General features: G+C 71.6%; 23 protein-coding genes. 12 read left to right on the top strand and 11 right to left on the bottom strand.

The features are described from left to right. Positions 1-8: 8 nt before the first annotated feature. Both AB0M88_RS24565 and AB0M88_RS24560 read right to left on the bottom strand, forming a co-directional pair. Positions 9-1,217 carry a glycosyltransferase gene (locus AB0M88_RS24565; protein WP_364105966.1) on the bottom strand — a complete coding sequence of 403 codons (1,209 nt, stop codon included), beginning with the start codon at positions 1,215-1,217 and terminating at the stop codon, positions 9-11. Continuing rightward, the gene (locus tag AB0M88_RS24560; protein ID WP_364105964.1) at positions 1,217-1,465 is read right to left on the bottom strand and encodes an acyl carrier protein; all 249 of its coding nucleotides are present in this window, start codon (positions 1,463-1,465) and stop codon (positions 1,217-1,219) included. The genes AB0M88_RS24565 and AB0M88_RS24560 overlap by 1 nt, the downstream gene beginning before the upstream one ends. 144 nt (positions 1,466-1,609) lie before the next feature. On the opposite strand from AB0M88_RS24560, the gene AB0M88_RS24555 reads away from it, so the two are divergent. Both AB0M88_RS24555 and AB0M88_RS24550 read left to right on the top strand, forming a co-directional pair. Continuing rightward, positions 1,610-2,749, top strand: a complete 1,140-nt coding sequence (locus AB0M88_RS24555) for a cytochrome P450 (protein WP_364105962.1) — start codon at positions 1,610-1,612, stop codon at positions 2,747-2,749. A gap of 70 nt (positions 2,750-2,819) precedes the next feature. After that, entirely contained in the window at positions 2,820-3,158 is a 339-nt protein-coding gene (locus AB0M88_RS24550; protein ID WP_364105960.1) for a hypothetical protein, read from the top strand. Here AB0M88_RS24550 and AB0M88_RS24545 read toward each other — a convergent pair. From AB0M88_RS24545 to AB0M88_RS24535, 3 genes are read right to left on the bottom strand one after another with little or no spacing between them, the layout of a single operon-like run. Then, a complete protein-coding gene (locus AB0M88_RS24545) occupies positions 3,155-3,763 on the bottom strand; it encodes a response regulator transcription factor (protein WP_364105958.1) in 609 nt (202 codons plus the stop codon). The genes AB0M88_RS24550 and AB0M88_RS24545 overlap by 4 nt on opposite strands. Then, positions 3,760-4,938 (bottom strand): histidine kinase, encoded by a 1,179-nt coding sequence (locus AB0M88_RS24540; protein WP_364105956.1) that lies wholly within the window; start codon positions 4,936-4,938, stop codon positions 3,760-3,762. Before AB0M88_RS24540 ends, AB0M88_RS24545 begins: the two co-directional genes overlap by 4 nt. 9 nt (positions 4,939-4,947) lie before the next feature. Beyond that, a complete protein-coding gene (locus AB0M88_RS24535) occupies positions 4,948-7,362 on the bottom strand; it encodes a PEP/pyruvate-binding domain-containing protein (RefSeq protein WP_364105954.1) in 2,415 nt (804 codons plus the stop codon). A gap of 174 nt (positions 7,363-7,536) precedes the next feature. Between AB0M88_RS24535 and AB0M88_RS24530 the strand changes: the two genes are divergently transcribed. From AB0M88_RS24530 to AB0M88_RS24515, 4 genes are read left to right on the top strand one after another with little or no spacing between them, the layout of a single operon-like run. After that, on the top strand, positions 7,537-8,778 hold the full coding sequence (locus AB0M88_RS24530) for a sulfotransferase (protein ID WP_364105952.1): 1,242 nt from the start codon (positions 7,537-7,539) through the stop codon (positions 8,776-8,778). Between the two features lie 46 nt (positions 8,779-8,824). Next, positions 8,825-9,832, top strand: coding sequence for an aldo/keto reductase (locus tag AB0M88_RS24525; protein WP_364105950.1), 1,008 nt, complete (start codon positions 8,825-8,827; stop codon positions 9,830-9,832). Then, complete coding sequence (locus tag AB0M88_RS24520) at positions 9,825-10,934, top strand: serine hydrolase domain-containing protein (protein ID WP_364105948.1); 1,110 nt, start codon at positions 9,825-9,827, stop codon at positions 10,932-10,934. Before AB0M88_RS24525 ends, AB0M88_RS24520 begins: the two co-directional genes overlap by 8 nt. 19 nt (positions 10,935-10,953) lie before the next feature. Further along, complete coding sequence (locus tag AB0M88_RS24515) at positions 10,954-11,856, top strand: FkbM family methyltransferase (protein WP_364105946.1); 903 nt, start codon at positions 10,954-10,956, stop codon at positions 11,854-11,856. 10 nt (positions 11,857-11,866) lie between these two features. Here the strand turns inward: AB0M88_RS24515 and AB0M88_RS24510 are convergent, their stop codons facing one another. Next, positions 11,867-13,813 carry a BTAD domain-containing putative transcriptional regulator gene (locus AB0M88_RS24510; protein WP_364105944.1) on the bottom strand — a complete coding sequence of 649 codons (1,947 nt, stop codon included), beginning with the start codon at positions 13,811-13,813 and terminating at the stop codon, positions 11,867-11,869. A gap of 556 nt (positions 13,814-14,369) precedes the next feature. Between AB0M88_RS24510 and AB0M88_RS24505 the strand changes: the two genes are divergently transcribed. The 3 genes from AB0M88_RS24505 (at position 14,370) to rfbC (ending at position 16,664) form a co-directional block, all read left to right on the top strand. Then, the gene (locus AB0M88_RS24505; RefSeq protein WP_364105942.1) at positions 14,370-14,663 is read left to right on the top strand and encodes a winged helix-turn-helix transcriptional regulator; all 294 of its coding nucleotides are present in this window, start codon (positions 14,370-14,372) and stop codon (positions 14,661-14,663) included. 217 nt (positions 14,664-14,880) lie between these two features. Continuing rightward, the gene (locus AB0M88_RS24500; protein WP_364105940.1) at positions 14,881-16,068 is read left to right on the top strand and encodes a nucleotide disphospho-sugar-binding domain-containing protein; all 1,188 of its coding nucleotides are present in this window, start codon (positions 14,881-14,883) and stop codon (positions 16,066-16,068) included. A 5-nt stretch (positions 16,069-16,073) separates the two neighbouring features. Then, entirely contained in the window at positions 16,074-16,664 is a 591-nt protein-coding gene (gene rfbC / locus AB0M88_RS24495; RefSeq protein ID WP_364105938.1) for a dTDP-4-dehydrorhamnose 3,5-epimerase, read from the top strand. Positions 16,665-16,687: 23 nt separating this feature from the next. Here rfbC and AB0M88_RS24490 read toward each other — a convergent pair whose 3' ends face one another. Together AB0M88_RS24490 and AB0M88_RS24485 are read right to left on the bottom strand one after the other, a co-directional pair. Further along, positions 16,688-17,809, bottom strand: coding sequence for a polysaccharide pyruvyl transferase family protein (locus AB0M88_RS24490; protein ID WP_364105936.1), 1,122 nt, complete (start codon positions 17,807-17,809; stop codon positions 16,688-16,690). A 38-nt stretch (positions 17,810-17,847) separates the two neighbouring features. Further along, positions 17,848-19,038: a nucleotide disphospho-sugar-binding domain-containing protein gene (locus AB0M88_RS24485; RefSeq protein WP_364105934.1), complete on the bottom strand. Its 1,191-nt coding sequence runs from the start codon at positions 19,036-19,038 to the stop codon at positions 17,848-17,850. Between the two features lie 235 nt (positions 19,039-19,273). Here AB0M88_RS24485 and AB0M88_RS24480 point away from each other — a divergent pair, with 235 nt between their 5' ends. From AB0M88_RS24480 to AB0M88_RS24470, 3 genes are read left to right on the top strand one after another with little or no spacing between them, the layout of a single operon-like run. Then, positions 19,274-20,479, top strand: coding sequence for a nucleotide disphospho-sugar-binding domain-containing protein (locus tag AB0M88_RS24480; protein WP_364105932.1), 1,206 nt, complete (start codon positions 19,274-19,276; stop codon positions 20,477-20,479). A 44-nt stretch (positions 20,480-20,523) separates the two neighbouring features. Continuing rightward, a complete protein-coding gene (locus AB0M88_RS24475) occupies positions 20,524-22,869 on the top strand; it encodes a hypothetical protein (RefSeq protein WP_364105930.1) in 2,346 nt (781 codons plus the stop codon). Next, positions 22,866-23,447: a hypothetical protein gene (locus AB0M88_RS24470; RefSeq protein ID WP_364105928.1), complete on the top strand. Its 582-nt coding sequence runs from the start codon at positions 22,866-22,868 to the stop codon at positions 23,445-23,447. The genes AB0M88_RS24475 and AB0M88_RS24470 overlap by 4 nt, the downstream gene beginning before the upstream one ends. A gap of 17 nt (positions 23,448-23,464) precedes the next feature. Here AB0M88_RS24470 and AB0M88_RS24465 read toward each other — a convergent pair whose 3' ends face one another. From AB0M88_RS24465 to lxmK, 3 genes are all read right to left on the bottom strand, one after another. Continuing rightward, a complete protein-coding gene (locus tag AB0M88_RS24465) occupies positions 23,465-24,256 on the bottom strand; it encodes an SAM-dependent methyltransferase (protein ID WP_364105926.1) in 792 nt (263 codons plus the stop codon). 130 nt (positions 24,257-24,386) lie between these two features. After that, positions 24,387-25,298 carry a T3SS effector HopA1 family protein gene (locus tag AB0M88_RS24460; RefSeq protein ID WP_364105924.1) on the bottom strand — a complete coding sequence of 304 codons (912 nt, stop codon included), beginning with the start codon at positions 25,296-25,298 and terminating at the stop codon, positions 24,387-24,389. After that, positions 25,295-26,386, bottom strand: a complete 1,092-nt coding sequence (gene lxmK / locus AB0M88_RS24455; protein ID WP_364105922.1) for a class V lanthionine synthetase subunit LxmK — start codon at positions 26,384-26,386, stop codon at positions 25,295-25,297. The genes AB0M88_RS24460 and lxmK overlap by 4 nt, the downstream gene beginning before the upstream one ends. Positions 26,387-26,513: the final 127 nt, after the last annotated feature.

Raw genomic sequence — 26,513 nt, 5'->3', positions numbered from 1 at the left:
CCGTCAGGTCAGGCGTTGGGGGCGCTGGCCACGCCGGCCCACGGGCCGGTGTGGTCGGCGCGCTGACGCTCGAACCGTGGCACGAGGCGAGCCGGGGTGGGGTGCTCCCGGTGCTCGTCGCTCAGCCGCTTCGCGGCCAACTGATAACCGTCCAGCTCGTCCAGGAAGGAGGTCAGCGCATGTTCGAGTGCGTCGAGGGCGCCGGGCGGCACGTGGGCGCCCGCGCCGACCTTGGCCAGCTGCTCGGCGTTGACCACGGCGTCCGGCGCCCAGGGGACGATGAACTGGGGCACGCCGCTGCTCATCGCGGTCATCGTGGTGCCGGCACCACCCTGATGGATGATGCCGGCGCAGGTCGGCAGCACCAGATGCAGAGCGATCGGGCCGATGTGCAGAACGTTGCCGGGCAGGTTCCGGTACCGGTCCCGCTGCTGCTCGGTGGTGGCCACGATGAGGTCGTAGTCGGACCGGCGGGCCAGCGCGGCCACGACGTCCGGGCCCAGGATTCCCTCGTGCCAGCCCAGGTCGTGCAGCGAGCCACCCCAGGTCACGAGCAGCCGCGGCCGGTCCGGGGGCGTACGCAGGTGGTGCGGCAGGGTGGCCGCGCCGTTGTAGGGGATGTAGCGGATCGGCTGCCGGCACAGCGCGTACGGGATCTGCAGGGAGGCCGGGCACGGATCCAGGGTGACGTCGCCGAAAGCCTGAGCCACGTCGACATCCCGCTCGCGCGCCATGTCGGTGAGCAGCTCCGCCCGTCGCGACACTATCGAGGCCAGGTAGTCCAGGCCCCACGGCATCCGCATCGACGGCACGCCGAGCTCCCGGGCCAGCCCGGGTGCGATGACCGCCATCGGCTCGTAGACGACCAGGTCCGGCGCCCAGGCGCGGGCGAAGCGGAAGAGGTCCTTGCTCATCGCGACCGCGCTCTCGGCGGCCAGCGCGGAGTACGAGTCGGCCCGGTGCCGGACCGCCGCCGGTGTCGCGGTGTCGGCGGCCCGGCGCGGATCCCAGCCCGCCAGGGCCTCGGCGGCCCGCGTGCGTACACCCATGTCCGGTCCGACCGGCAGGGCGGGCAGGCCGGCGCCCGTGATGGTGCCGGCGAAGCCGGGGTCGCTGGCGACCAGCACCTCGTGGCCGGCCGCCCGCACCGCCGAGGCAAGCGGAACCAGCGGATAGAAATGCGATCGCCAGGGGTAGGTGACGAAGAGTGCCCGCATCACGGCAGCAGAGACTGCACCAGCTGGATGGTGTTGCGCGGCGTCAGCGACGCGTCCAGGCGGTCATCCGGGATCTTGGCGGCGAACCGGCCCTGGATCTGGTTGGCGATCTCCAGCATCCCGAGCGAGTCGATTCCCAGCTCACCCAGCCTGGTGTCGAGCGTGTCCGGCCCGACGGCGGCGGCCTCCTCCGGACCCAGTGCACTCTGGACGATCTGCTTGAACTCCACGACGGTGAAATCCGACATGGCGGCTCCCTCCACGGGCCGATAGGAGCCCTCATGGTCGAGCGGGGCGATAGAGGCTCGCTAGGAGCGCGCGACCCGACCGGGTTTCCAGTGCGCGGGCGTGGGGTCGACGGTGCGAAGGTCCGCGAGATTTGGGGAGAGCCGATGGCTGCCAGTCCGATCAAGTATCCGTTTTCCTGGCCGTCCCCGACCGGTCAGCCGGCCGAGTTCACGTGCCTGCACGCCGAGCGGGTGGTGGAGGTGGAACTGCCCAGCGGCGACCGGGCGCTGTTGCTCACCCGGTACGAGGACATCAAGGCGGTGCTGCTGAATCCCACCGTCAGCAAGAACCGCAACCGTCCGGACGTCGCCCGGATGACCGCCAGGAAGACCAAGGCGTTCCAGAGTCAGGTGAGCATGGATCCGCCGGATCATCCCCGGATGCGCCGGCTGGTGGCCCGGGCGTTCACCCAGGCCCGGATCAACACGCTGCGCCCCCGGATCGTCGCCATCGTCGACGAGCAGTTGGACAAGATGACCGCCTCCGGGCCGCCGGCCGACCTCAACGCCTGCCTCGGCTTCCCGCTCGCCATCCGGGTGGCCTGTGAGCTGCTCGGGGTGCCACCGGAGGAGCGCGGGCGGTTCCGCGGCGTCGAGACGCCGCCGTGGGAGTACATGCGCGAGCTCATCGAGCGCAAGCGGGCCGAACCGGCCGACGACCTGATCAGTGATCTGATCAGGGTGCACGACGAGGACGACGGCCGGCTCAGCGATCCCGAGCTGATGTTCTGGTCCACCATCCTGCTGCTGGCCGGCTACGAGACGACGGCCAACCAGATGGCCAGCGCGGTGGTGCTGCTGCTGACCCATCCGGACCAGCTCGCGTGGCTGCGCGCTCATCCCGAGCGGATGAGGGACGCGGTCGAGGAGCTGCTCCGGGCCCAGGTGGTCGGCACGTCGCTGTCCATGCTGCGATACCTGACCGAGGACGTCGAGCTGGACGGCGGTATCACGCTGCCCAAGGGCCGCAGCGTGATACCGGCACTGGAGTCGGCCAATCATGACCCGTCGGTGTTCGCTCACCCGGAGCTCGACCTGACGCGCCGGGGCCCGCAACAGATCACGTTCAGCGTCGGCCGCCACTTCTGTGTCGGCGCGTCGCTCGCCCGGGCCGAACTGGAGATCGGCCTGAGCACTCTGCTCGACCGGTTCCCCCGGTTGGAGCTGGCCGTACCGGTCGAAGAGCTGCGGCGGTCCGAGGACGCCTTCACCCAGGGGTTCGTCGAAGTTCCGGTGCGGTGGTAGCCGCGCGGATGGGAGAACACCGATGTCACCGATCGACAGTCGTGTCAATGTCAAGCCAGGGAGGTGGGCGATGCCCGGGTTCTTCGTCGGAGTCGGTGTGGTCGCGTTGGTGGCGTCGGCCGTCGGGCACCGGTTGAGTCTCGGGGTGGCCACCGCCGGGATCCTGGTGCTGTGCGCGATCGTGCTGGCCGCCGCCGGCCCGGGCCGCCGCTCCTCGCGGTCCCGGCCCGGCAGCAACGTGCGGGTCCGGCGTGGCCTCGGCCTCCTTGCCGCGATCGTGATGATCGCGAGCCTCGGCACCCTCATCGGCACGCTCGCCGCCGGCGGCAGCGGCTTCACGGCGTTCTTCGTGGTCGTGGCCCTGGCCGTCGGCTACACGGTGATCGCGGTGTCCCGCCGCCGCGCCTAGAGCCAGCCGTTCTCACGGGCGACGCGGATGGCCTGCAGGCGGTTGCCGGCCTTGGTCTTGGCGATCGCCTCGGTGATGTAGTTGCCGACCGTGCTCGCCGAGAGATGTAGCTGGGCCGCGACCTCGGCGATCGTGTCGCAGTTCAGGGAGGCGCGCAGCACATCGCGCTCGCGCCGGGTCAGCGGGTTGGCGCCGGACGACATCGCCACCGCCACCTGCTCCCCGGTGATCAGGACGTCGCCGGCCGCCACCCGGCGGATCGCGGCGGCGATGTCGCTGACCGGTGCGTCCTTGGTCAGGTACGCGCGGGCGCCGGCTTCCAGCGCCCGGCGCAGGTAACCGGGCCGCTTGAACGTGGTCAGCATGATGATCTTCGGTGGGTCGTCCTCGCGCTGCAGGTGCTCGGCCACGTCCAGTCCGCTGCGCCCGGTCATCTCGATGTCCAGGAGCAGCACCTCGGGCTTGGCCCGCCGCACGGTCTCCACCGCCGCGTCGTCACCGCTGTCCAACTCGGCCAGCACCGTCATGTCCGGCTCCAGCCGCAGCAGCGCGACGATGGCCGAGCGAAGCATCGCCTGGTCCTCGATGATGGCGATCCCGATCATGTGAGATCGGCCGCCGGGACCGGTGCCGTGGTGGCCGTCGGCTCACTCAGTGGCAGCTCCATGAGGAACCGGAACCCGCCGCCCGGACGCGGGCCGGCGGCGACCGTCCCGCCCACTTCCTCGGCGCGTTCCCGCAGGCCGACCAGGCCGTGGCCGCCCGAGCTGCCCGCGTCGACCAGCACGCCGCCGTGGTCGTCGTTCACCACCTCGAGCCGCACCGTACGCCGGTCCGTGGTGACCGTGATCGCGCACTTGTCCGCGCTGGAGTGCCGCAGCACGTTGGTCGTCGCCTCCCGCAGTCCCCAGGCCAGCAGCCCGTCGACCCCGGCCGACCAGACCGGGTCGGACACCGACACGACGAGCTCGACCCGCAACGGCTCCAGGCTGCTGCGGGCCTGCTCGATCTCGTCGACCAGCGAGGTGGTGCGGTAGCCGGCCACCACCCGCTGCACCTCGACCACCGCCGTGCGGCCCACCTCGCGTACGTCCCGGGCCGCCGCGGCGGAGGCCGCCGGATCCACGCCGGCCAGCCGCTCGGCCAGCTCCGCCTTGGCCATCATGGTGACCAGGCTGTGCCCGAGCAGGTCGTGCAGGTCCCGGGCGAAGCGCAGCCGCTCGTTCTCCACCGCCGCGCTGGCGTAGGCCTGCCGGTTGGCCCGCGACCGGCCGATCTCGACCAGCAGCCGGCCCCGCAGGATGGCCACCATGCCGCAGGAGGCCAGCAGCACCAGGTTGAAGGCGGAGTCGTCGACCACCGCGCTGAGCCCGGTCACCGCCGCCACGCCGAGCACGGCGCCGGTGGACAGCGGCAGCAGGTTGGTGCAGGCCACCGCGGTCAGCACGGTGGCCGCCAGCCAGGCCGGGCTCAGCAGCCACTGGCCACCGAGCGCCACCGCGGTCAGCGCGACCAGCAGTGACAACCGCAGCACGAGCGGGTGCTCCGGAGTGATCCACTGGCTCACCGCGAACAACACCCCGAACACGGCGAGCGCGACGAAGTTGACCGTCACCGACGAGGTGTGGTCGTGGACCGCCCGGTAAGCCGGGATCAGCAGCGTGCACAGAAGGAAGAAAAGACCCCCGGGGTAGGGACGGGTCAGCTCCCGCATCGGCCGGAACCGGCCGCGCCACCGGCCGAGGACCTCCGTGCCCCACGCTGTCGTGCGCCTGCCCACCGGGCGATTCTATCCGCCGACCACGGTCACGCGACCGGACGAGCCATCCACCGTGACCAGCTGACCGTCACGCAGCGTCGTCGTCGCGGTGCCGGTGGCCAGGACCGCCGGGACGCCGTATTCGCGGGCGATGATGGCCGGGTGCGACAACAGGCTGCCCTGGTCGGTGATCAGCGCGCCGACCATCACGAACACGATCGACCACTGGGCCGTCGTCTCCGGGCAGACCAGCACGTCGCCGCGGCGGAGCTTGCCGAACTCACCGATGCCGCGCACGACGCGGACCGGCCCGGTGTAGCGGCCGGCCGACGCGGCCAGCCCGGTCAGGCCTTCGCCGTCCGAGCCGCCGGTCGGGCCGCCGCGCAGGGACATCGACCACGCGCCCATCGCCCGGACGTGCTGCGCGGCCGGAGACAACGGCATGCCGTCGATGCCGGGCGGCACGGTGAACTCGCCGTAGAACGGGGGCCCGGGATGGGCGAGCGCCCAGTTGTGCCGTCCGCGGGCCTCGCGTACCGCGGCGCGCACGTCCTTGCCCGCCGACAGGGCCGACAGGCCCTCCTCGAGCTCCAGGTGAAACGCGTCGTCGCCGCTGTCGACCAGGCCGGCCGCGTGCAGCCGGCGGCCCAGCTCCTGGGTCGCGTAGCGGACCAGCGCCCAGGCCGAGACCGCGTAGAACACCTTCTCGTCGCGCAGCGCCGCGCCCTCGTCCGCCCCGGCGAGCGCCCGCTCGAAGCGTTCCCGGTCGGCCGGCGCCAGCCGCTCGACCTCCGCTCGCGCCTCGGCCCGCGCGGCGTCCCGCCGGGCCGTCCGCTCGCGCCGGCGCCGGTCGACGTCGTCCGGCTTGTCGAGCTGCGCGGTGACCAGGGTGAGCAGCGTCTGCGGATATTCCGCCAGCGTCGGCTCGGTGATGTCGAAGCCCATGGTGCGGTGGCCGTACTCGCTGACGTACCGGGCGAACGCCGCCGCGAAACCGGGGTTGAGCGCGGCCAGATCGTCGGCACCGGCCGAACCGTCCTCCAGGCGGGCGCGCAGCTGCCGGTCGGCCGCCGCCATCCGGGCCAGGTCGGCCAGCCCCGTCGTCGCCGGGGTGTGGTCGCCCTCCGGTTCGCCGAGCATCGAGAACGCCCGCCCGGCGTCGTATCCGAGCAGTTCCGAGCAGGCGAGCCCGAACTCGCCGAGAACCGCGATGCCGGCGCCGGCCAGTGTGAAATAGGTGTCGTGCAGGTCGGCGAAGAGAGCCAGCAACTCGCGGCAATGCCGGTCGAACGCGGCCTCATCGAGCCGGCCGAGGCCGGTTTCGCGGAAACCGCGAAGAGCCGCCGCGTACGCGCGTTTCTGTCCCCCGTTCCACCGCCCGATCACGGCCCGCGGCTCACCCGTGGCCACCCGGGCGCCGGCCTCCTCCAGCCCGCGCACCTGGTCGGGCGCGGAGTCGATCCGGGTGGTGAGGTAGGCCCAGCCACGGATCATGCGCGCGTCGGCGCGGCCGCCGGTGGTGTAGCGGAAGATGTTGCTGATCGCCGCGTCGAAGACCGGCAGGAAGGTCGACTGCTGCATCGCCACCCACGGCGAGTTCGCGTTGGGCGCCTGCGCCCAGAAGCCGTCGGGAATCGGCTCGGTGAGCGGGATGCTCTCCACCGTGGACAGCCCGGTGATGGGCCGGGCCTGCAGCACGTGCAGCACACCGCCGGCGATGGCCCACTCCATGTCCTGCGGGCCGCCCAGCCGGTCGGCCACCCGGGTGACCAGGTCGGCGATCGGCCCGACCTGGGCCGCGTCGAGCACCGCGGCACCGTCCGAGACGCGGGTGGGTATGCCGGACCGCACCGTCCACTCCTCGGCGGAGGTCTCCCCCGACATCAGCTTGTCGCCGAGGCCGCCGACCGCGCTGACCGCGATCTCGCCCGGGTCACCGGTCACCGGGTTGACGCTGAACGCCACCCCGGCCGCGGTCGCCGGCACCATGGCCTGCACCAGCACGGCGACCTCAGCCGGACCCTCGCCCGGTTCGGTGCGGTACGCGGTGACCCGGTCCGAGAAGCCGGAGGCCCAGCAGCGGCGGGTCGCCTCGAGCACGGCGTCGACGCCGGTGACGTTGAGGTAGGACTCGTACATGCCGGCGAAGGAGCGGCCGGCCAGGTCCTCCGCGACGCCCGAGGACCGGACCGCGACCGGGGTGTCGCCCAGCCGGGCCAGGGCCGACGCCACCTGATCGGCCAGCCCGTCCGGCAACGGCAGCCGGTGGACCGGTGTGCCGGCGGCGGCGCCGTCGAGCGCGTCGCGCAGGGCCGACGTGGTCACCGCGAACCCGTCCGGCACCGGAAAGCCGGCGCCGCGCAGCACGCCCAGCACCGCGGCTTTGCGCCCGACCGCCGGCACGGCGTCCAGGTCGATGTCCGCGAGCGGCAATACGTAGTCCATGGATGTCCGTCCCTGTGATCTCGGGCATGACCGCCGGCTCCGAAGGGCCGCCAGGCATGTGTACACCTCACTTCTCCGTGCCCGCGCTAGAGCCCTTCTAAAAGCGCCGGGCCCCAGTGATTCCACAGCGGACCGAGCGGCAATCGACGGATCGGCCAGCCGGGAGGACCGCCCATGACCACGACCAGCTTCACCGAGATCGCGGATCTCGCCGCGCCGCGGCTGACGCCCGAGATGCGGGCGATGTGCGAGCGGATCGGCCGGCACGACCAGTACGCGGCGATCGACCCCGAGCGCCTGATGACCGAGGCCGCCGAACTGACCGGGCTGGACGACTTCGGGCCGGACTGGTTCCGCACGCCCCTCGAGGTTCTGTGCCGGGCGCTGCACGAGGAGGGTGACCTCAGCCCGCTCGGCGCGCTGACCCAGCGACTGCAGATCCAGCGGCTGCTCTGCGCGCGCCTGCGCGTCGAGCGGTTCATCAAGGACCATCCCGACATCGACCGGCCGCGCGGCGAACCGCCGATCGTCATCGCCGGCCTGCCCCGGTCCGGGACGACCTTCCTGCACAACCTGCTGGCCGCCGATCCGGGGGTGCGCGCCCTGTCGGCGGAGGAAGCGGAAGGGCCGCCCGAGCCGGCCGCCGCACCGGCCGGTGACCCGGCGCTCGCCGCACAACGGCGGTTGCTCGACGAGAACCTGCCCCTGATGAAAATGATGATCGACATCGACGACGGGTCGACCGTCGAGGAGCTCAGCCTGCTCGGCCTGAGCTTCTCGTCGATCCTCTTCGAGATCCAGGGCGCGCCGCTGCCCACCTACGGTGCGTGGTTCCTGAGCACCGATCAGACACCGGCGTACGAATACCTGGCCCGCGTGCTGCGGGTGCTGCACTGGCAACGTGGCGGCGGACCGTGGGTGCTGAAGACCATCCAGCACATGGCCCAGCTGCGCCCGCTGACCAACGCCTTTCCGGGAGCGACGGTGGTGTGCACCCACCGCGATCCGGGCGCCGTCGTTCCGTCGATGAGCACGCTCATGGCGTACGGGCAGCGGCTGTCGACGAGAACCGTCGACCCGGTGCGCACCGCCGGCTACTGGACCGAGCGGGTGCTCGGCATGGTCGAGCGCTGCATGCGCGACCGGGCCGGGCTGGAGGAGCGGCAGATCGTGGACGTCCCGTTCCTGCGGATCCGCGACGACACCGACGGGGTGCTCGACGAGATCTACGCGCGGGCCGGGCTTCCGCTGACCGAACCGGCCCGGACGGCGATGGCGACCGTACGCGCCAACCGGCACCCGCACCGCCACGGCCGCATCCGCTACGACCCGGCCGCGCTCGGGCTGGACCTCGACCGGATCCGGGAACGGTCGGCGGAGTACCGGGCGCGCTTCGCCGTGCCGGCGGAGTCGTAGCGATGGCTGGACCGAAAATCCAGCGCCCCGGCGAAGGATGGCGGCTGTGACGACCACGCGACGCACGTACCTCGGTGACGGCCTGCACACCAGCCCGCTGGCCCTGGGCGCGACCATGTCGGTCTACCGCACGAGCGAGCCCCAGGTCCCGCCCGAGACCGCGCTGGCCACCCTGCACGCGGCGGTCGACGCCGGTGTCACGTTCATCGACACCGCCGACGCCTATGGCCACGGCGGCAACGAGGAGCTCGTCGGCCGGCTGCTGGCCGACCGGCGGGACGAGGTCACCCTGGCGACCAAGTTCGGCATCACCGGCGACCTGAGGGCCGCGCGGCGCCAGGCCCGCGGCGACCGGGCGTACGTGCCGCAATGCTGCGACGCCAGCCTGACCCGGCTCGGCACCGACCGGATCGACCTGTACTACCTGCACCGCCCCGATCCCGCCGTGCCGATCGAGGAGACCGTCGGCGCGATGGCCGAGCTGGTCACCGCGGGCAAGGTCGCCCACATCGGACTGTGCGAGGTGACCGCGGACGAGCTGCGCCGCGCCCATGCCGTCCATCCGGTCGCGGCCGTGCAGTCGGAGTGGAGCGTGTGGAGCCGTGACGTCGAGACCAACGTGGTGCCGGCCGCGGCCGAGCTCGGCATCGGATTCGTGCCCTACTCGCCGCTCGGCCGGGGCTTCCTGGCCGGCACGGTCAGCGCCGAGTCGCTGGCCGGCGACGACCTGCGCCGCGTACTGATGCCGCGCTACCGGGACGAGAACCTGCCGGCCAACCTGGCCGCGGTGTCCGCGATCGCGGCCGTCGCCGACCAGGCCGGGGCCACCCAGGCACAGGTCAGTCTGGCCTGGCTGATCGCCCGGGGAAGGGCGTTCGGCCTGCCGGTGGTGCCGGTGGTCTCGACCCGCTCGCCGCAGCGGGTGGTCGAGAACCTGGCCGGGACCGGCCTGCGGCTCTCCGCCGAACAGATCGCCCGGCTGGACGGGATCGCCACCGCGGTCGCCGGCCCTCGCTCGCGCGACCTCAACTGGGTCTCGGCCGGCCGTGAGTGACGACGGCCGGGCGATGCTGAGCCGCTCGATGGAGAAGCTGGTGGCGGCCGGTGCCGCCGGAGTGCAGGTACGGGTGCACGACGCCGACGGCGACTGGACCGGGAGCGCGGGCGTGGCCGAGCTCGGACGGCCGGACCCGGTGCCGGCCGGCGGCCGCTTCCGGATCGGGAGTGTCACCAAGCCGTTCGCCGCCGCCGTGGTGCTGATGCTGTGCGGCCAGGGTGAACTGGCCCTGGACGACCCGGTGCGGCGTTACCTGCCGCAGTGGGGCCTGGAGGACGCGGTCACCGTACGGACCGTCCTGATGCACATCAGCGGGCTGGCCAACTACTCGGGCGACAACCGGCCGGACGGAAGCAGCGAGCCCGGCGTCTTCCCGGCGCCGGGACCGGAGTATGTGCAGCGGCTGGAGACGAGTTATCCGCCGGAGGAGCTGATCCGGTTCGGGCTCACCCGGGAACGGCGCTGCGTGCCGGGTGCCGGGTTCGCGTACTCGAACACCAACTATCTCCTGGTCCAGCTGATCATCGAGAAGATCACCGGCACGTCGTACGCCGATCAGATCCGTCACCGGATCACCCGGCCGCTGGGGATGCGGGACACGCTGGTGCCGGTCGAGCGCACCGACATCCCCGGTCCGCACGCCCACGGCTATCTGGCCTACCGGCAGGCGGGCGAGCTGACGGTGGTGGACGTGACGCGGTCCAGCCCCACCTGGTACGGCGCCGCCGGTTCGGTCATCTCCACCACCGCGGATCTCGACCTCTTCCTGTACGCCCTGGTCAGCGGGCAGGTGCTGGACCCGCCCCGGCTGGCCGAGATGCTCACCTTCGTGCCGCCGCCCCCGGGACCGGGAGTCAGCGCCGGACTGTTCCGCAAGGATTTCCAGGACGGCCGGACCGCGGTCGGGCACTTCGGCAACGTGCCGGGGTTCATGTGTTTCCTCTACGGCACGACGGACGGCGCCGCCCGCATGGTGCTGTCGGCGACCCGGGGCGCGGTCGACCGGTCCGACCCGGTCGCGGTCAAGGCGTTCCTGGCCGCGACCGACGAGGCGGTGACCGATTGCTTCTCGGCGTTGCGCGTGCCGCACGCCGGCTGACCGGAAAGGAGGCCGAGTCATGCGGACACCAACGACGGTCGCCGGGATGACCCGGGGATACGTACGGTTCTTTCCCGGCACGCTGGGCAAGGCTCGAATCGTCGACCGCTATCTGAACCCGGCGTTGCGCGAACGGCCGGTCGCGCGCAGCACCACGCTGCGCGGCGGGGCCCGGATGGCGCTCGACACGAAGGACATCGTGCAGCGCTACCTCTATCAGTTCGGAGTCTGGGAACCCAGCCTGACGGCCTGGCTGACCCGCGTGTTGCGACCGGGCGACGTGTTCGTCGATGTGGGCGCCAACGTCGGCTACTTCAGCCTGCTGGCGGCGCCGATCGTCGGGCACACCGGGTCGGTGGTGGCCATCGAGTGCTCACCCGCCGCGTACGGCGAGCTGCTCCGGAATCTGGCGGTCAACCAGATCGGCAACGTCCGGCCGGTGCGGGCGGCGGTCGCCGCCGCGGAGCGCGAACTGGCCTTCTACGAGCCGAAGAAGGGCATTCACAGCGTCACCACGAGCGTCCCCGAGTCGGACGACCTGGAACCGGCCTTCACGGCTCCGGCGAAGCCTCTGCCCGCACTTCTGCGCCCGGCGGAGCTCGCCGCGGCCCGGGTCGTCAAGATTGACATCGAGGGTGGCGAGTACGCCGCCCTGAGCGGCCTGGCCCCGGCCCTCGACGGTGCCCGTCCCGACGTCGAGATCGTCGTCGAGGTCAACGAGACCATGCTGGCGCGGCAACAGCGCACGATCGCCGAGACGACAGCGCTGCTGACCGATCGGGGCTTCCATCCGTACCGGCTGGTCAACAGCTACCGCCCCTCGACCTATCTGCGGCCGCCGTCCGCACCGCGCCGCGTCCGCGGACCCATCACCGGACAGGCTGACCTGATCTTCTCGCGGCACGACGGGGAGACCCTGTGACCGGCGATGCCTACCGGCGAAACTCGCCCCCGAGGGCCGCCGACGGGTTCTGTCCATTCCCGACGCTCAGCGGGCCGGCCGGGACGTAGGCCCGGCCGATGCGGGAATCGGTGGTGGGATCGACCGGGACCTCGTGGGCCTGGCGGTTCTGGCGGACGAACGAGCGGACGACCACGGGCACGACGTAGCCGCCGGCTCCGTACCCGTCCAGGTCGATCGTGCGCAGGAACCGGGCCCGGACCAACTCCTCTATCAGCAGTTCGGTGGTGTAGAGATCCAGGTCCCCCAGCGCGGAGGCCTTACCGATGTCCACGAACGGGTTCGCGCTCTCCCCCACTATGCGGGAGAGCAGATGGCGGGCGTCGGCCGAGAGCCGCGCGTGCTCGTGGCACAGCCGGTCGCCCAGGCCCCGCTCCTCGGTACAGAGCTCGGGGAGCAGCCGGCATTCGTCGGCCAGGCGCCGCACCATCTTGCGGAGCGGGTAGCGGGGAGCCTCCCTCAGCTTGGTGCCGATGACGCGGATCGCCAGCGGCAGTCGCCCGCACAGTTGGGCGATGCTGCGGGCCATGTCCTCCTCCCGCTCGACGCGGTCGCGGCCGATCAGCGCCGCGAGGAGCTCGGCGCACGAGTCGATCTCGAGCGGTTCCAGCTCGAGCACCCGGGCACCGTGCAGGCCCGGAAGCGCGCAGCAGCTGGTGATCAGGGCGGTGCACCGGCTGCCTCCGGGCAGCAGCGGCGCGACCTGAGAGGCGGAGGCGGCGTCGTCGAGCAGAACGAGCACGTTGCGGTCGGCGGTCCAGCTGCGGAACATCTGGGCGCGTTCGTCCAGCTCCTGCGGCAGGTCCGCGTCGGCCAGCCCGGTGGCACGCAGGAAGCGGCCGAGTACGGCGTACGGGTCGGCCGGCCGGCCGGAGCCGTTGCCCAGGTCGGCGTGGAATTGACCGTCGACGAACCGCTCCCGGATGAGGTGTGCCACGTGGAGGGCCAGGGCGGTCTTGCCGATGCCCAACATGCCGGTCACGTGGAGCAGCCGGGCGGCCGGAGTGCCGTCGGTGCCGAGCGACAGGTCGCCGAGCATCGAGACCGCCGAGGCGCGGCCGGCGAAGTCCGGCAGATCGGGCGGCAGCTGCGCCGGCCGGGTGATCCGGGGCGTGATCGTGGCGATCGTGGCGGTGTCCGTGTCGGCTCCGGACAGGGAACCTTCGTGAACGGTGAGCAGCTGGAGCTGCAACTGCTGCACCTTGGCCGACGGCTCGATGCCGAGCTCTTCGACGAGGGTCCTGCGCAGCTCCTGGTAGACCTCGAGCGCCTCGACCCGGCGCCCGCAGTACTCCAGGCTCAGCATCAGCTTGAAGTAGAAGTCCTCGTGGTAAGGGTTCGCGGCGATCAGCGTCTTCAGCTCGGCGATCAGCTGGCGGGCGCGGCCCAGCCGGAGGTCCGCCTCGATGCGCAGTTCCAGCGCCTGCAACTTGTTCTCGGTCAGCTCGTTGATGTGGGCCGACAGGATCGGCCCGGCCTCCACGTCGGCCAGCGGGTCACCGGTGGACAGGGCCAGGGCGCGCCCGAGCGCCGCCGAGGCCGCTTCCGCGCCGCCTCGGTCGAGCGCGGCGCGGCCGTCCCGGACATGGTCCTTGAACTGGTTCCAGTCCAGCTTGTCGCGCTCCAGGCGGATGACGTAGCCCTGCGGCTTGGTCTGCAGGATCTGGGCGTCCGGACCGACTTTCGCCAGCACCCGGCGTAGTTGGTAGATGTAGGTCTGGAGGGTGGCCAGGGCCGACACCGGAGGATCGTTCTCCCACAGCTCCTCCATCAAGGTCCCGGTGGTGACGATCTGGTTGCTGCGTAAGGCGAGCAGCGCCAGCAGGCTCCGAAGTTTGGGAGCGCTGGGAGTCAGCACGCGTTCGCCGGCGCGCAGCTCCAGTGCCCCCATTACGGCAATGGCCACATCAGAAGTCATGCCCGAACCCCCGTCGGCAACTCGTTCTGTTTGTCACGACCGGCAGCAACCCGAACGGCTTCGTGCCGGCTCGGCTCCAGCTCTTTGTCAATAGGCTGGATAGACAGCTGCCTTCGCGATGTGGAGTGCCGGGTCTGAATGATCGGATGGCCCGGCATCGCCATTCATCTCTATCACCCACTTTCCGTGCCGGGCAACGATGATCAGTCACGCATGATCTCGTCGGAGTGCTCATGTCGGGATGAGTAACCGGCCGCGACCAAGCCTTTCGCCGGGCTCCGTCCACAACGAACACTGGTATTTCGTTCAGATACTGAGCCGCTGTCCCGGGATAACGGGGCGACCTCACCGCGCGAAGACGACCTTGACCGTCGCAAACTCCTCGAATGCTGCAAAAGGTGCGAACAGCCCGAGCGTCCCGTAACCGACTTATGTCGTTTGTGGTCGCCAAGTGGCATTGCGCTTGCCGCAGCAATATGATGCGGGTCGATGGTTGCGGTGATGGTTCCCGCGACCGGGACCACGCTCGGACGGGGGGCGAGCTGAGCTGCACAGCATGCTGGAACTTCTTCGCGACATTCATCGACGCAAGTTCGGTCAGAGCGTGCTCGATGCGTTGGCTGACGGATCCAAGCGCTATGTCGAAATTGCTCGAACCATCGGCGAGGACGGGAAATACGTTCACGCCCAGACCCTCGCGAGCACCCTGGACTATCTCCGGAACGGGCTCGGTGTCATCGAGAAACGCCGGTGCGCCCACCATGACGAATACGCCCTGACGTCGATCGGCCGGCAGCTGTTGCGTGCCACTCAGGTCATCGGGGCGGTCGAGACACGGCCGGAGCCCTGAAGCCGGCGACCGGCGCCTGCCCATCGCTGCCGCACCAGCGGTCTTCTAGCGTCCGGTGAAGGCAGCCGGCCGGCTCCAGAGGTTTACGACCCGGCCCGGGCAGAATCGGGTCGATCGCGATGCCCGCCGGCGGCCGGAATCCGGCGGAGTGCCGGGCGCGCAATAAGCGCTGTGGGTGCGCCGATCGGTTTCTGCGGCCCGGACGGAGGTGCGAACCTTGCGGATACTTTTCGTGCCGTTCTCGGCACCGTCGCACTACCTTCCCATGGTCCCGCTGATCTGGGCCTGCCGGATGGCCGGCCACGAGGTCTGTGTCGCCGGTGACCGCTCGGTCGAGGCCGCCGTCCTGGCATCCGGAACGCCGATGGTGACCATCGGGCGCGCGGTCGACATCGCGGACGAGCAGAAGCGCGCCCGGCGGCTCGTCGAACGGCCGGACGGATCCGTCGACGAGCTGGCGGTGATCGGGATGATGCTCGAGCTCTATGCCGAGATCACCCGGGCCGCCGCCGCGGACGTCGTGCCGTTCGTCCGCGACTGGCGCCCGGACCTCGTGCTCGGCGACCCGCTGGCGTTCGTCGCGCCGATCGCCGCCGCGCAGGCGGGCGCCCCGATGGTGCGTCACCTGTGGGGCCCGGACATCATGCGGGCTTTCCGGGTGGCCGGCTCGGGGGCGCCGGTTCGCTACTGGCCCGCGTCGCTGCGAGAACTCTACGAGCGGTACGCCTGCGAACCGCGGGCGGACGCCGGTGTCGCGACGGTGGACCCCTGTCCGGCGAGCCTGGAGGTCACGGAGGTGCCGGAGCGAATTCCGGTCCGCTACATCCCGTACAACGGCTCCGGCATCGTGCCGCCGTCGGTGGTGGCGCGCCCGCGGCGACGCCGCGTCCTCGTGACCTGGGGTACGACGCTGATCCGCCGGGAAGGCATCGACAAGTTCCCGGTCGCCGGAGTCGTCAAGGCGGCGCTGGACCACGACTGCGAGGTCGTCGCGGCGGTCGCGGCCGCCGACCGGCAGTACATCGAGGACTTCCGCTCGGAGATCACGATCGTCGAGAACGTCCCGATCGGCATGATCATGCCGACCTGCGACGCGGTCGTCCATCACGGCGCCTCCGGCACGATGCTGACGGCCGCCCACCACGGGGTGCCACAGGTCGTCGCGCCCGCGACCCCGGACGTGCAGGCGTATTGCGTGCCGCTGGTCGCGCTCGGGGCGGGAGTCAGCGTGCGGGCCACGGGCGCGACCCAGGATTCCATCATGGACGCGATGTCGGCCGCGCTGACCGGGGACGAGATCCGGGGCGCCGCGGCGGACCTGCGCGACGAGATCGCCGCGCAGCCGGACCCGGCCGAGGCGGTCGCCCGGCTGGAGCGGCTGGCCGGTCGACGAGAGGTTTCGTGAAGAGCATGAAGATCGAACCCATGGCGGTTCTGGACGCGTACCGGCTCACCCCGCCACTCCTGGACGACCCGCGCGGCTCCTTCTACGAGGCGTGGCGGCTCGGCGACCTCACCGACGCGACCGGCCAGCCGTTCGTGGTGCGGCAGGCCAACTTCTCGGTGTCCCGGCGGAACACGCTGCGCGGCATCCACGGCACCGTCTTCCCGCCGGGCCAGGCGAAGCTGGTGACCTGCGTGCGCGGGGCGGCGCTGGACGTGGTGGTGGACGTGCGCGTGGGCTCGCCCACCTTCGGCCGGTTCGACGTCACGCTGCAGGAGGCGAGCTCCGGTGTCGGGGTCTACCTCGCCGACGGGCTCGGTCACGCGTTTCTCGCCCTCACCGACGACACCTGCATGAACTACCTCTGCTCGACCGAATACGTGCCGGGCACCATGATCGATATTCAGGCCCTCGACCCGGAGCTCGGCATCCCGTGGCGGTTGGACGGTGAACCGGTCCGGTCGGACAAGGACGCGGCCGCGCCGACGCTCGCCGAGCTCGCGGCGGCCGGGATCCTGCCCCGATACCGGCCGGATCTCGAGACTCCGGCCGGATAGCGAGCTGCTCGCGTTGGGTGCGGCTATATCACGGAAACGCCGGGCGCCGGGTAGATCCGGTCGGCCACGGCTCGTTTGGCGGCCCTCAGCGTACGCAGGGCCTCCGGCGGAAAGCCGCCGGCCATGGGCCGGGCGGTCAGGACCGGGCCGTCGACCACCTGCCACCGTGAGCCGTACGCCACGAGCGAACGGTGTTTCGTGCCGTAGTAGTCGGCGTTGATGTCGACGGCGACGCCGGAGGCGCCCGCGGCCGCGGCGAACAGGTGCGGGTGAAACCGGGTCGACAGCCAGCACTGCCCGGCAGCGGCCGGCAGCCCCTCGCTCAGCACCTCGGCCAGCGAATACCGGCGCACCGCCGGCAACGCCGCCTCGAGGAGATCGAGCAGTTCGCGATCCTCGCGAGGTGAGCACTCGAGCAGGCCCACATCGGCCGGTTTCCACGCTGCCACGGCCCGCTCGACCATCCGCACCGTCTCCGGCACGCCCACGTGCGACAGCAGCGACTGCACCGACACCATCATCTCCGGCGAGTCGCCGGCCGGTCGTGCCGGCGCGCCCAGCCCGAGGAAGACGTCGTCGCCCGAGCAGGACGCATCTTCGCCGGCGAGCTCGGCCGAGGGACTGTCCCGGACGTCGACCAGGTCGAACCGGCCGAGCAGATCCCGCAGCAGACCGGCGGCCCCGTTCGGCGCCGGCGACAGGCCCTGGCCGGTCATCACGGCGCGGCCGCCGGAGCAGCGCGCGGCGGCGGCGGCACCGCCGGGCAGGCCGAGGTACGCCGGCCAGATGCCGTTGAGATAACCACCGCCCAGCAGATGGACGACCGCGGCCCGGCGGAGCAGGTCGAGACTCTCGGCGTCGTCGATCCGCAGCCTGGACCGGCCCGGGCTCGCGACGATGTCACCGACCAGCTCGGCGGCCGCGGGCCCGGCATTCCAGTGGACCATGCACAGCTGCCACAGGACGTTGGTCAGCCGCAGCCGCGGATGAACCGCCCGCACCGCGGCGGTGACGCCCGCCGGGTTGAGGCAGTCCAGCACGACGTCCGCGTCGGGAGCGATCTCGGCGAGATGACGGAGCCAGGTGGCGACGATCTGCTCGTCGCCGAAGTTCGGGATTCCGCCCGGGGCCACGAGGTAGTACAACGGCCGGAACCGCGAGACATCTCCGATGGGGCCGGCCGTCATGTCGCCAGGCCCTCGAGCTGCGCCACGACGTCGGCGGGCGAGGGCTGGGCGTGCATCTCGGCACGCAGCGCGGCCGCGGCGTCGGCGGATTCCTTGCTGACCAACACTTTCGCCAGCTCGGCGGTGACCGTGTCCGGGCCGACCTCGGCGCCGAACAGGGCCCGGCCCGCGCCGGCGGCCACCAACCGCTTGCTGTGGAAGGTCTGATCCGGCAGCTGGGGCAGCGCGAGCTGCGGCACACCGTGATAACCCGCGGTGAGCATGGTGCCGTTCCCGCCCTGGTGGACGACCGCCGCGCAGGTCGGGAGCACCAGGTGCAGCGGCAGCGACTCGGCGACCCGTACGCCGTCGGGTACCTCGCCGAGCATGGCGGCGTCCTCGGCGCCGACGCACGCGACCACCTCACACTCCAGCTGCCGGACCCACTCCACCAGGTCGGGCAGCGACACGGGCGTGTCACCGGCCAGCCGCCTGGTCGACGTGCCCCAGGTGACGCACACCCGGGGCCGGGGCCGATCGGCCGCCCACACCCACTCGGGCATCACCGCCGGGCCGTTGTAGGGCAGATACCTGACCGGGGCGCGACGCACCCGGCTCTCGATCTGGAGGCTGGGCGGGCAGGGGTCGACGGTGAGTGCGCCGAGGATGTCCGCGCCGGGTACGCCGATCCGTCGCGCGAGTGGCGCCACGAGCTCGGCGGCCACCTCACGCGCCTGGTACGTCACGTCCACGCCGTGGGTGTGCCGCACCGCGGGAATGCCCAGGGCGGCGGCGACCAGCGGGCCGGCGTACGTCGTCGGGTCGTAGATCACCAGGTCCGGCCGGAACCACCGGGCGTACTCCAGCAGTTCGTCCAGCATCGCCTCGCTGTAGGCGGTGAACACGCTGAACACCTGGGCGACCTTGCCCCGGCGGTCGGCCGACCAGCCGTTCATCGATTCGCCGACGGCGGGAACGTTCGGAACCGCCCGGAGCGACAGCTCCCGCATGGCTCGCGCGCGCACCTCGTCGTGGTCGAGATCCGGGCCGACCGCCACCGCCACCCCGCCGGAGTCGGTGATCACCGGTGCCAGCCGGGGTTGGCTCGCCACCCGCACCTCGTGTCCCTCGGCACGCAGGGCCCACATCAGCGGGACCAGCGGCAGATAGTGGGAATCCCAGGCCCAGGTTGTCATGAGCACACGCATCGCGGCACGTTCCTCTCCGCCGACGGTACGCCGGGCGTACCGGGTTCAGATGGGTGTCATGACTACGCGGCGCCGGTGGGGTCTCGCTAGAGACGGTGACGCCCGCCGGCCCGGCGGCGACGTCAGATGGACGGCGTCCGCGGGACCCTGGCCGCGAGGACTCTCTAGCGGTTCCACAGCGGACCCGTGCACCGTGGCTGTCACATCTGCCGGCCGCAGCATCCAGGGAGTCGCTGTGCGAGTGCTATTCGTGACGTGGGCCTGGGGTTCGCATTTCAACCCGCTGGTGCCCTTCGGCTGGGCTCTTCGCGGGGCGGGCCACGAGGTGATGGTGGTCAGCCACCCCTCGTTCGCACCGACGATCGCCGGTTCCGGACTACCCGCGCTGCTCGCCGGGGCGGACGTGGACACGGTCGCCATCCTCCAGGACACGCTGCAGAAGATCGGCTGGCACCAGAAGCGGCAGGGCCGCAACGCCATGGACTACGGCAAGTACGGTGCCACCGAACTGCACAGCGCCGCCGGCCTGCGCCGGGGCATGACGGTGCTGCGGATCGCCGCGCACAGCGCCGAGGCGATGGCCGACGACACCGTGCGGTTCACCGACGGGTGGCGACCGGACGCGGTGGTCTACGAACCGTTCGGCTTCCTCGGCCCGGTGCTCGCGGCGCGCCTGGACGTCCCCGCCGTACGCCTACTGTGGACGGTGGACTTCCTCAGCTCGATCGGCGACGTGGAGGACGAACTCCTGGGCGAGCTCGCCACCCGCATCGGCGCGCCGCGGGTGAACGCGGTCGGCGACATCACGCTCGACCCGTGCCCGCCGCGCCTTCAGGTCGACGACGACCTCGAGCGGCAGCCGATGCGGTACGTGCCGTACAACGGGCCGGCCGTGGAACCGTCGTGGCTGCGCCGTCCCAAGCGCCGGACCCGGATCTGCGTCACCTTCGGCACGTCGATCGACGGCCTCGCGCTCAACAGCAGCCTGCTCGGTCCCTCGGTCGTACGCGCCCTGGCCGAGCACGACGTGGAGATCGTGGTCGCGGTGGTGGAGTCACAGCGCGAACAGTTCGGCGAGCTGCCGGACAATGTGATCAGCCTCGGACGGGTGCCGCTCGACCAGGCCCTCGCCGACTGCGACGCGATCGTTCACCAGGGCGGCGGCGGCACCATCATGACGGCCATGAAGAACGCGTTGCCGCAGTTCGTGATGCCGATTCTGCCCGACACGATGTTCAACGCGCAGCACGTCGCGGCCACCGGCGCGGGCACGTACCTGTGGGGCGGCGACGCCACGCCGGAGCGACTGTCGGCCGAGCTCAATGCGTTCCTCGACGGCCTGGACGGCTACCGCGAAGCGGCGGTGGAGATGCACGCCGAGCACCTGGCCATGCCGACACCGGCCGACGCGGTCCGGTTCCTTCAGGAGAGGGTCCGATAACCAGGTCTCGGCCGTAGCAGTCGCGCGGATCACGGAGAGTGTCCGTGATCAGGCTGACGCGCACGCCGTCCGGGTGGACGGTGATGGTGATGTCTGTCCTGCTGAGTCGAATTGTCGTCGCGATCGCACTGCTCGGGACGTCGATGGCGCCTGCCGCGAAGGAGGCCCGGGCCCCGCACTTCACCGCGAGCTCGAAGCCGGCCGGCGGCCTGCCCGGCTCGGAGGTCCAGGTCGCGTTCGCCTACGAGCCGCCGGTCATCAACTACCGCCCGGCGGATACGCCCGCCGCCATCACGAGCTGCGAGTTCTACCTGGACGCCGACCAGAAGTCGACCGCCGGATGCGGCGGCGCGGCCGGCGACACGACATGGACGATGGCTATGCCGAAATCCCTGAAGGCCGGCAAGCACGACGTCCACTGGACCATCCGATACACCCTCTACAACAAACCCCAGTCCGATCCCGACACCGGTGCCTTCACCTTCGAAGTCGTCGAGCCGGCGTTCAGCGCGGTCGCGGAGCCGGCGGCGGCGCATCCGGGGCAGCCGGTCGACGTGAGATTCACCGGCGAACCGGCCGGCCTGACCATCACCGGGTGCAGCGTGCAGGGCGTCAAGTGCGGCGAGGACGGGGGCGGATGGTTCGCACGGATACCCGCCCCGGACACCACCTCGGTCGTGCCGTGGAACGTCGCGTACACCGGCGGGCCGGGAACCGACGACATCGCGCCGGGCGAGGTCGAGATCAAGGTAGAACCGTGGCCCGCGCCGGAATTCCAGGTGGGAATCGCCGGATCGGCCCGGGTGGCGCCGGGCACGCCGGTGACGGTCCAGTTCGCGAGCCTGACCACCGGCGTCGACGTCAAGACCTGCTCCGTGACCTATCGGCGCGAGCGCACCGACTGCACCGGCACCGACCTGGCGACGGTCACGATCCCCGGCGACGCCGGGACGGGCCCGGTCGAATTGCCGTGGGAGCTGACCTTCGAGAGCTCCCGCCGCGGCGAGAAGAGCGATCGGCGTACGGGGTCGGTCGGCGTCACCGTGGTCGTCGAGGAGCCGGACTTCTCGGTGACCGTCCAGCCTCCGTCGGCGCGGCCCGGCGACACCGTCACGCTGACCTTCACCTCGCTGATCCCGGGGGTGGAGATCGTGGACTGCCTGGCGTTCTTCCCGCACGCGATCGGCAACACCTGCCGGCGGTCGCCCCAGCGCCGCGTCGTCCGCACGCGGGTGCCCACAGATCAGCCGCCCGGCGCGACGCTGCTGCGCTGGGGCGTGGAGTCCACCGACGCCGCCGGCCGCCGAGGTGTGGACAACGACGTCATCCCCTACCTGATTCTGCCGCCACTGCTTCGGCCACCTCTGCCGCAGACCGGGGCGTCCACCAGGGCGACAACACCGACGTCCGGCGGCGGCCCCGGCACCGGGACCAAGCAGGTGGCCACCATGCCGGGGCCGGCGCCCGAATTCGTGGCCGAGACGAGACCCGAGACCGCCGCGCCCGGCGCTCGCGTGACGGTCGTCGTCTCCCCGCTCGACCCGGACGTACGGATGCTCGGCTGCGCCGTCGCCTTCTCCGGCGGCGGCGACCACGCCTGCCGGCACTCCGGCGACCGCTGGTCGGCCCAGACCACCGTCCCCGCCGGTGCGCCCGCCGGCGAAACGCTGCCCCTGGCCTGGCGGGTCAGCTTCGTCGACCCGGCGGGCTCCCGCGCCGAGGCCGACGGCACGACCGACTACCCGGTGCACGGATCCGCGCCGGCCGCCCCGGCCTTCGAGGTCGTCGCCGACCCGGCCGCCGCGGCCGGGGGCAAGGAGGTGACCGTCTCGCACAACTCCGAGGACACGGGCGTCACCATCACCGGCTGCCGAGTCGGATTCACCGATAACACCCTCACCAGCTGCCGGCAGTCGCCCGGCGGCTGGACCGCACAGGTCGAGGTGCCGCCGGCGATGTCAGCCGGTCCGGCCCCGCTGCACTGGACGATCGCCTACGCCCGGTCCGGTGGCGCCGGCGGCACCGCCCAGGGCCTCTCGTCGTTCCTCGTGCTGCCGCTCGACAACAAGCACGACTGGCGGGACACCGCCTGGAGTCTTCTCTGGCGGACCGCGCTCGGCGGCGTCCTGCTGGTCGGACTGCTCGCCCTCCGCGTCATCCGTAAGCCGATCCTCGACCGGTTCCGCCCGCACCCGGCCGCCGTCCAGACCGACGAGCGCCGGGCGAGCGACGACCAGCCGCGCGAAGAGACGGTCTTCGTCGTCCCGGTGGCCGCGCCCGAGGAGATGTCCGTACGGGTCGACCGCCCGGACGCGCCACCGGCTCGGGACATCCGTCTCCAGATCCGCCGCCCCCGCCTGGTTCCGCACGTGCCGGAGGACCTGCCATGACGACCATCCCGATCAGCGCGGTCTTCTTCGACCGCCCGGACGGCGCGGCCCGCGCGCTGACCGAGACGCTCCGCTCGACCGGCTCGGCCGGCGAGATCCGCGACCGCCTGGGCCGGACCGCCGGCCTGACCACGGACGCCGTCGTCGACGAGGTCGGCAGCGTCGCCGGCGAGATCCTCGAGATGAGCGTCGGCACGATCTTCGAACGGTCCTGGTCGAAGTACGCGGCGCTGGTCCAGGCGGCCGAGGAGACCGCCGCCGACCCGGACGCGGTCCGGCTGATCGGGCTGGTCACCCACGAGGTCTCGGTCGGCTACGAGCCGAAGGTCGAGGTGTACCTGGGCAACAAGCGGGTCGCGACGGTCATCGTCCAGCTCAAACTGGGCCTGACCCTGCGAGGAGTCCTCGTCCACGTCCGCGACGGCTGCGTCACCGGCATCCGGGCCGGCGACTGCGTGATCAAGGGCGCCCTGGCAATCGCCGGCCAGACGGTGACCACCGGGGAGAAGACCTTCGACCTGGTGCGCGACATCCCGTTCCCCGGCCCGGTCCGCCTGGCCGGGGAGGCCGCGGCCTGACGCGGGGAGATCAGGCCTCACGGTTTACGGGCGACGCCGCAGTAGACGTTGAGCGCCTGGGGAGTGGCGTCCGGCTCGGGCCGCCAGAGCGGGGTCGACACGACGCCCGGCTCGACCAGATCGAGGCCGGTGAAGAAGCCGCTCATCTCCTCGACCGTGCGCAGGTGGTAGTCCGCCCCGCTGGTGCGGGCGGTGCGAACGGCCTCGGCGGTCTCGGCGGTCACGACGCTGTCGTTGACGACCAGGTAGCTGCCGGACGGCACGGCGGCGAGGAACCGCGCGACGATCTCGGCCGGGCCGGGAACGTCGGTGTCGGCGACGTTGCCCAGGATGCCGAGCATCATCAGCGCCACCGGACGGGTGAAGTCCAGGGTGTTCGCCGCGGCCTCGAGGATGCTGGCGGGGCCGTGCACATCGCCGTCGATGTAGTCGGTGACACCCGGACCGACCAGCAGGGCGCGGGCGTGGACCAGGACGAGCGGGTCGTTGTCGACGTACACCACTTTGGCGTCCGGCGCGACGGCCTGGGCGACCTCGTGGGTGTTCCCGGCGGTGGGCAGGCCGGTGCCGAGGTCGAGGAACTGCCTGATGCCGGCCTCACCGGCGAGGAACCGTACGACCCGGCCGAGGAACTCCCGCGAGGCCCGCGCGACCTGCACAACCTCGGGATAGACCTGCTTGACCTGGTCGCCGACGGTACGGTCGGCGGCGAAGTTGTCCTTCCCACCGAGCCAGTAGTTCCAGATGCGGGCGCTGTGCGGCTGCTCCGCATTGAGCCGAGCTCGCAGGTCAACGTCGGAATCGCTCATTGGTCCGCCTTCCGTCCGAGGCCCGGTTACCGTGGCCGGCCGGATCATACCGTCCACTGTGATTCTCCCCGGAGCCGTCGGCTTCGAGCGGGCCGGAGAGGGCGCGCAGCTTTCGCCGTCGGTGATTTCTTCAGAGGCCCAGGTCGGGCAGGGACGGAGAGTCGTGGTTGCGGGCCGGCCTCGCCGCGTCGATCGAGGCCGCCGTGAAGCACTCGGCCAGGCCGGCCGCAAGATCAGCATCGCTCAGGAGGGCTTCGGCGGTCGCGCGGGCTCGGTGTTCGCCGAAGCTCATGCCTCGACGGCCGGGCCGCGGGTCATCGGGATCCCAGGCCGCGGCGACGCCGGGGGCGAGCCGATGAGCGAACAGGGAACACTCCGGTCCCACCGCGGGCCGTCCGTCGACGGTGTCCCGGATCAGACCGGCGGCCTGCCAGTGCCCGGGTCCGAGGTACACGACCATGGCGTCGCGGCGCGGATAACCGCCCGCCTTCGAGACGATCTTGGCCCGGTACGTGACGCCGGCATCGTTCAGCGCGGTAAGAACGTCATGCCAGCGGGCCGGGGCATCGGCCGGATCGCGCAGGTGTACGTAGACGCGCAGGATCGGGCCGCCGTGCATGCGCCCGGTCGGCCCGTCGACCAGGTAGTGGCCGGGCGAGAGAGCCGGACGGGCCGCCGGCAGGAGCATTTCCGGGCCGGTGAGCATTGCCGGCGGAACGCGCACCCGAAGACCGTCTATCAGCACCACACCTTCCCCGGCGCCGTCCACCGGCCGCGTCCGGGCGATCGGCGAGGTGCGGTGCGGGGTGGCCTCGGCCAGCGCCGCTTCCAGGGTGGAATCTCGCCGGCCATGATCGCCATCGACGCTCCCGGCATGCAACCGCTGGTACAGCTCCTGTCCCAACCGCTCGGCCATCCGCCGGGCCGACGGCGCCTCCAACTGCGTACCGCCGAGCCCGGCCTGCCGCCCGTCCGGGGCGACCCAGACGTCGGCGAGGGCCTCCACCAGTGCCGCGATGGGTGTCGCCGCCGGTGCACTCATGCCAGGCCGATCGTCGCGGCGAAGCGCTCCGGGGCGGCGAGGGCCTGGCGACCCACTCCCATCGCGGCGCGTAACGGGGGCGCCAGCCTCGGGCTGCGGGCGGCTCCGGCCGCGGCCCGGTCGAACAGATGCCAGCCGGCGAAGGCGGTGGCCCGGGCGGCGAGGCCGGGGTCGGGGCGGCGTACGCCGAGGTACGCGTTCCAGAAGCTCGCCACGATCGGCCGGCGCTCGGCCAACCGCCGCGCCGCCGTACGGATGATCTGGGCATCTGGGTCGTCCGCTGTGGTGTCGTCCAGGTCTCCCACCAGTCCGGCGACCGACCGGAACAACCACTCGCCGGCGAAGCTGCCGACATCGCGGGCCGGGTCCGCCAGCCGGAACTCCTCGCCGTCGGTCAGCAGCAGCCGGCCGCCGGATCGCAGGAACTGATCGAGACGCAGGTCGCAATGGGCCGGCACGTGCGGTGCCCGGTCGGAGTCGTCGAGCAGCCCGGCCACCGAGCCGGCGATCGCCGGATCCGATTGGACCAGCCGCCAGAACGCCAACTCCGCGTTACTGGACTTCAGGTAGGTGGCGAGGGGAAGCACGCGCAACAGATCAAGATCGGGCAGCGGTGGGCGGGAGACGTCCGAGGCGGTTACCGGTGACGAGGAGTGCAGGCGCGCGACCATCTCGCCGGCCATGCCCGCCAACTCCGGGTCGAACTCGTCGGCATCCGCCAGCTCGGCGCCGGACGTCGCGTCTTCGATCAGTTCGCTCACCAGCAACAGGTGCTCCTCGCAGGCGCCGAGCGGACGGGGTGACGGCAGGCCGGCGGCGCACATCGCCTCCTCGAATGCCATCGTCCGGCGCAACCGCCGCCGCGCGTCGCCGGCATCGCCGCGAAGCTGCTTCACGAACACCCGCCGCCCCAGCGACGTATGCCCGGCCCAGTTGGAATTCCGTCCGGCCGGCACCGATCCGTCGCCGACGGACGCGCCGAGGCCCAGCTCCATCAGGCACGCCGCCGGCTCGGGACCGGTCGGCGACCGGCCGGCCGCTGTCGCGGCCGGACCCGGCGCCGCGGGATCAATGGCGGGAGCAGTCATTCGAGCTCTCCAACGCTACGGGGAAGGCGCGCCGGACGGCGGACGCCGCCCGCGCGCCAACGCGGCACGCCACGGCGCGGTCCGCAACCCCGGGGGTGGTGATTGTGAGCACGGTGGTGGTCGGCGA

Origin of the sequence: Actinoplanes sp. NPDC051411 (assembly GCF_040682075.1) — a bacterium.
Classification (GTDB): Bacteria; Actinomycetota; Actinomycetes; order Mycobacteriales; family Micromonosporaceae; genus Actinoplanes.
This window is presented reverse-complemented; position numbering and strand designations above follow the sequence as displayed.

Coding starts and splice junctions, on each gene's coding strand:
- AB0M88_RS24565 (WP_364105966.1), bottom strand. CDS start 1,217: ATGCGGGCACTCTTCGTCACCTACCCCTGGCGATCGCATTTCTATCCG.
- AB0M88_RS24560 (WP_364105964.1), bottom strand. CDS start 1,465: ATGTCGGATTTCACCGTCGTGGAGTTCAAGCAGATCGTCCAGAGTGCA.
- AB0M88_RS24555 (WP_364105962.1), top strand. CDS start 1,610: ATGGCTGCCAGTCCGATCAAGTATCCGTTTTCCTGGCCGTCCCCGACC.
- AB0M88_RS24550 (WP_364105960.1), top strand. CDS start 2,820: ATGCCCGGGTTCTTCGTCGGAGTCGGTGTGGTCGCGTTGGTGGCGTCG.
- AB0M88_RS24545 (WP_364105958.1), bottom strand. CDS start 3,763: ATGATCGGGATCGCCATCATCGAGGACCAGGCGATGCTTCGCTCGGCC.
- AB0M88_RS24535 (WP_364105954.1), bottom strand. CDS start 7,362: ATGGACTACGTATTGCCGCTCGCGGACATCGACCTGGACGCCGTGCCG.
- AB0M88_RS24530 (WP_364105952.1), top strand. CDS start 7,537: ATGACCACGACCAGCTTCACCGAGATCGCGGATCTCGCCGCGCCGCGG.
- AB0M88_RS24515 (WP_364105946.1), top strand. CDS start 10,954: ATGCGGACACCAACGACGGTCGCCGGGATGACCCGGGGATACGTACGG.
- AB0M88_RS24510 (WP_364105944.1), bottom strand. CDS start 13,813: ATGACTTCTGATGTGGCCATTGCCGTAATGGGGGCACTGGAGCTGCGC.
- AB0M88_RS24505 (WP_364105942.1), top strand. CDS start 14,370: ATGCTGGAACTTCTTCGCGACATTCATCGACGCAAGTTCGGTCAGAGC.
- rfbC (WP_364105938.1), top strand. CDS start 16,074: ATGAAGATCGAACCCATGGCGGTTCTGGACGCGTACCGGCTCACCCCG.
- AB0M88_RS24485 (WP_364105934.1), bottom strand. CDS start 19,038: ATGCGTGTGCTCATGACAACCTGGGCCTGGGATTCCCACTATCTGCCG.
- AB0M88_RS24470 (WP_364105928.1), top strand. CDS start 22,866: ATGACGACCATCCCGATCAGCGCGGTCTTCTTCGACCGCCCGGACGGC.
- AB0M88_RS24465 (WP_364105926.1), bottom strand. CDS start 24,256: ATGAGCGATTCCGACGTTGACCTGCGAGCTCGGCTCAATGCGGAGCAG.
- AB0M88_RS24460 (WP_364105924.1), bottom strand. CDS start 25,298: ATGAGTGCACCGGCGGCGACACCCATCGCGGCACTGGTGGAGGCCCTC.
- lxmK (WP_364105922.1), bottom strand. CDS start 26,386: ATGACTGCTCCCGCCATTGATCCCGCGGCGCCGGGTCCGGCCGCGACA.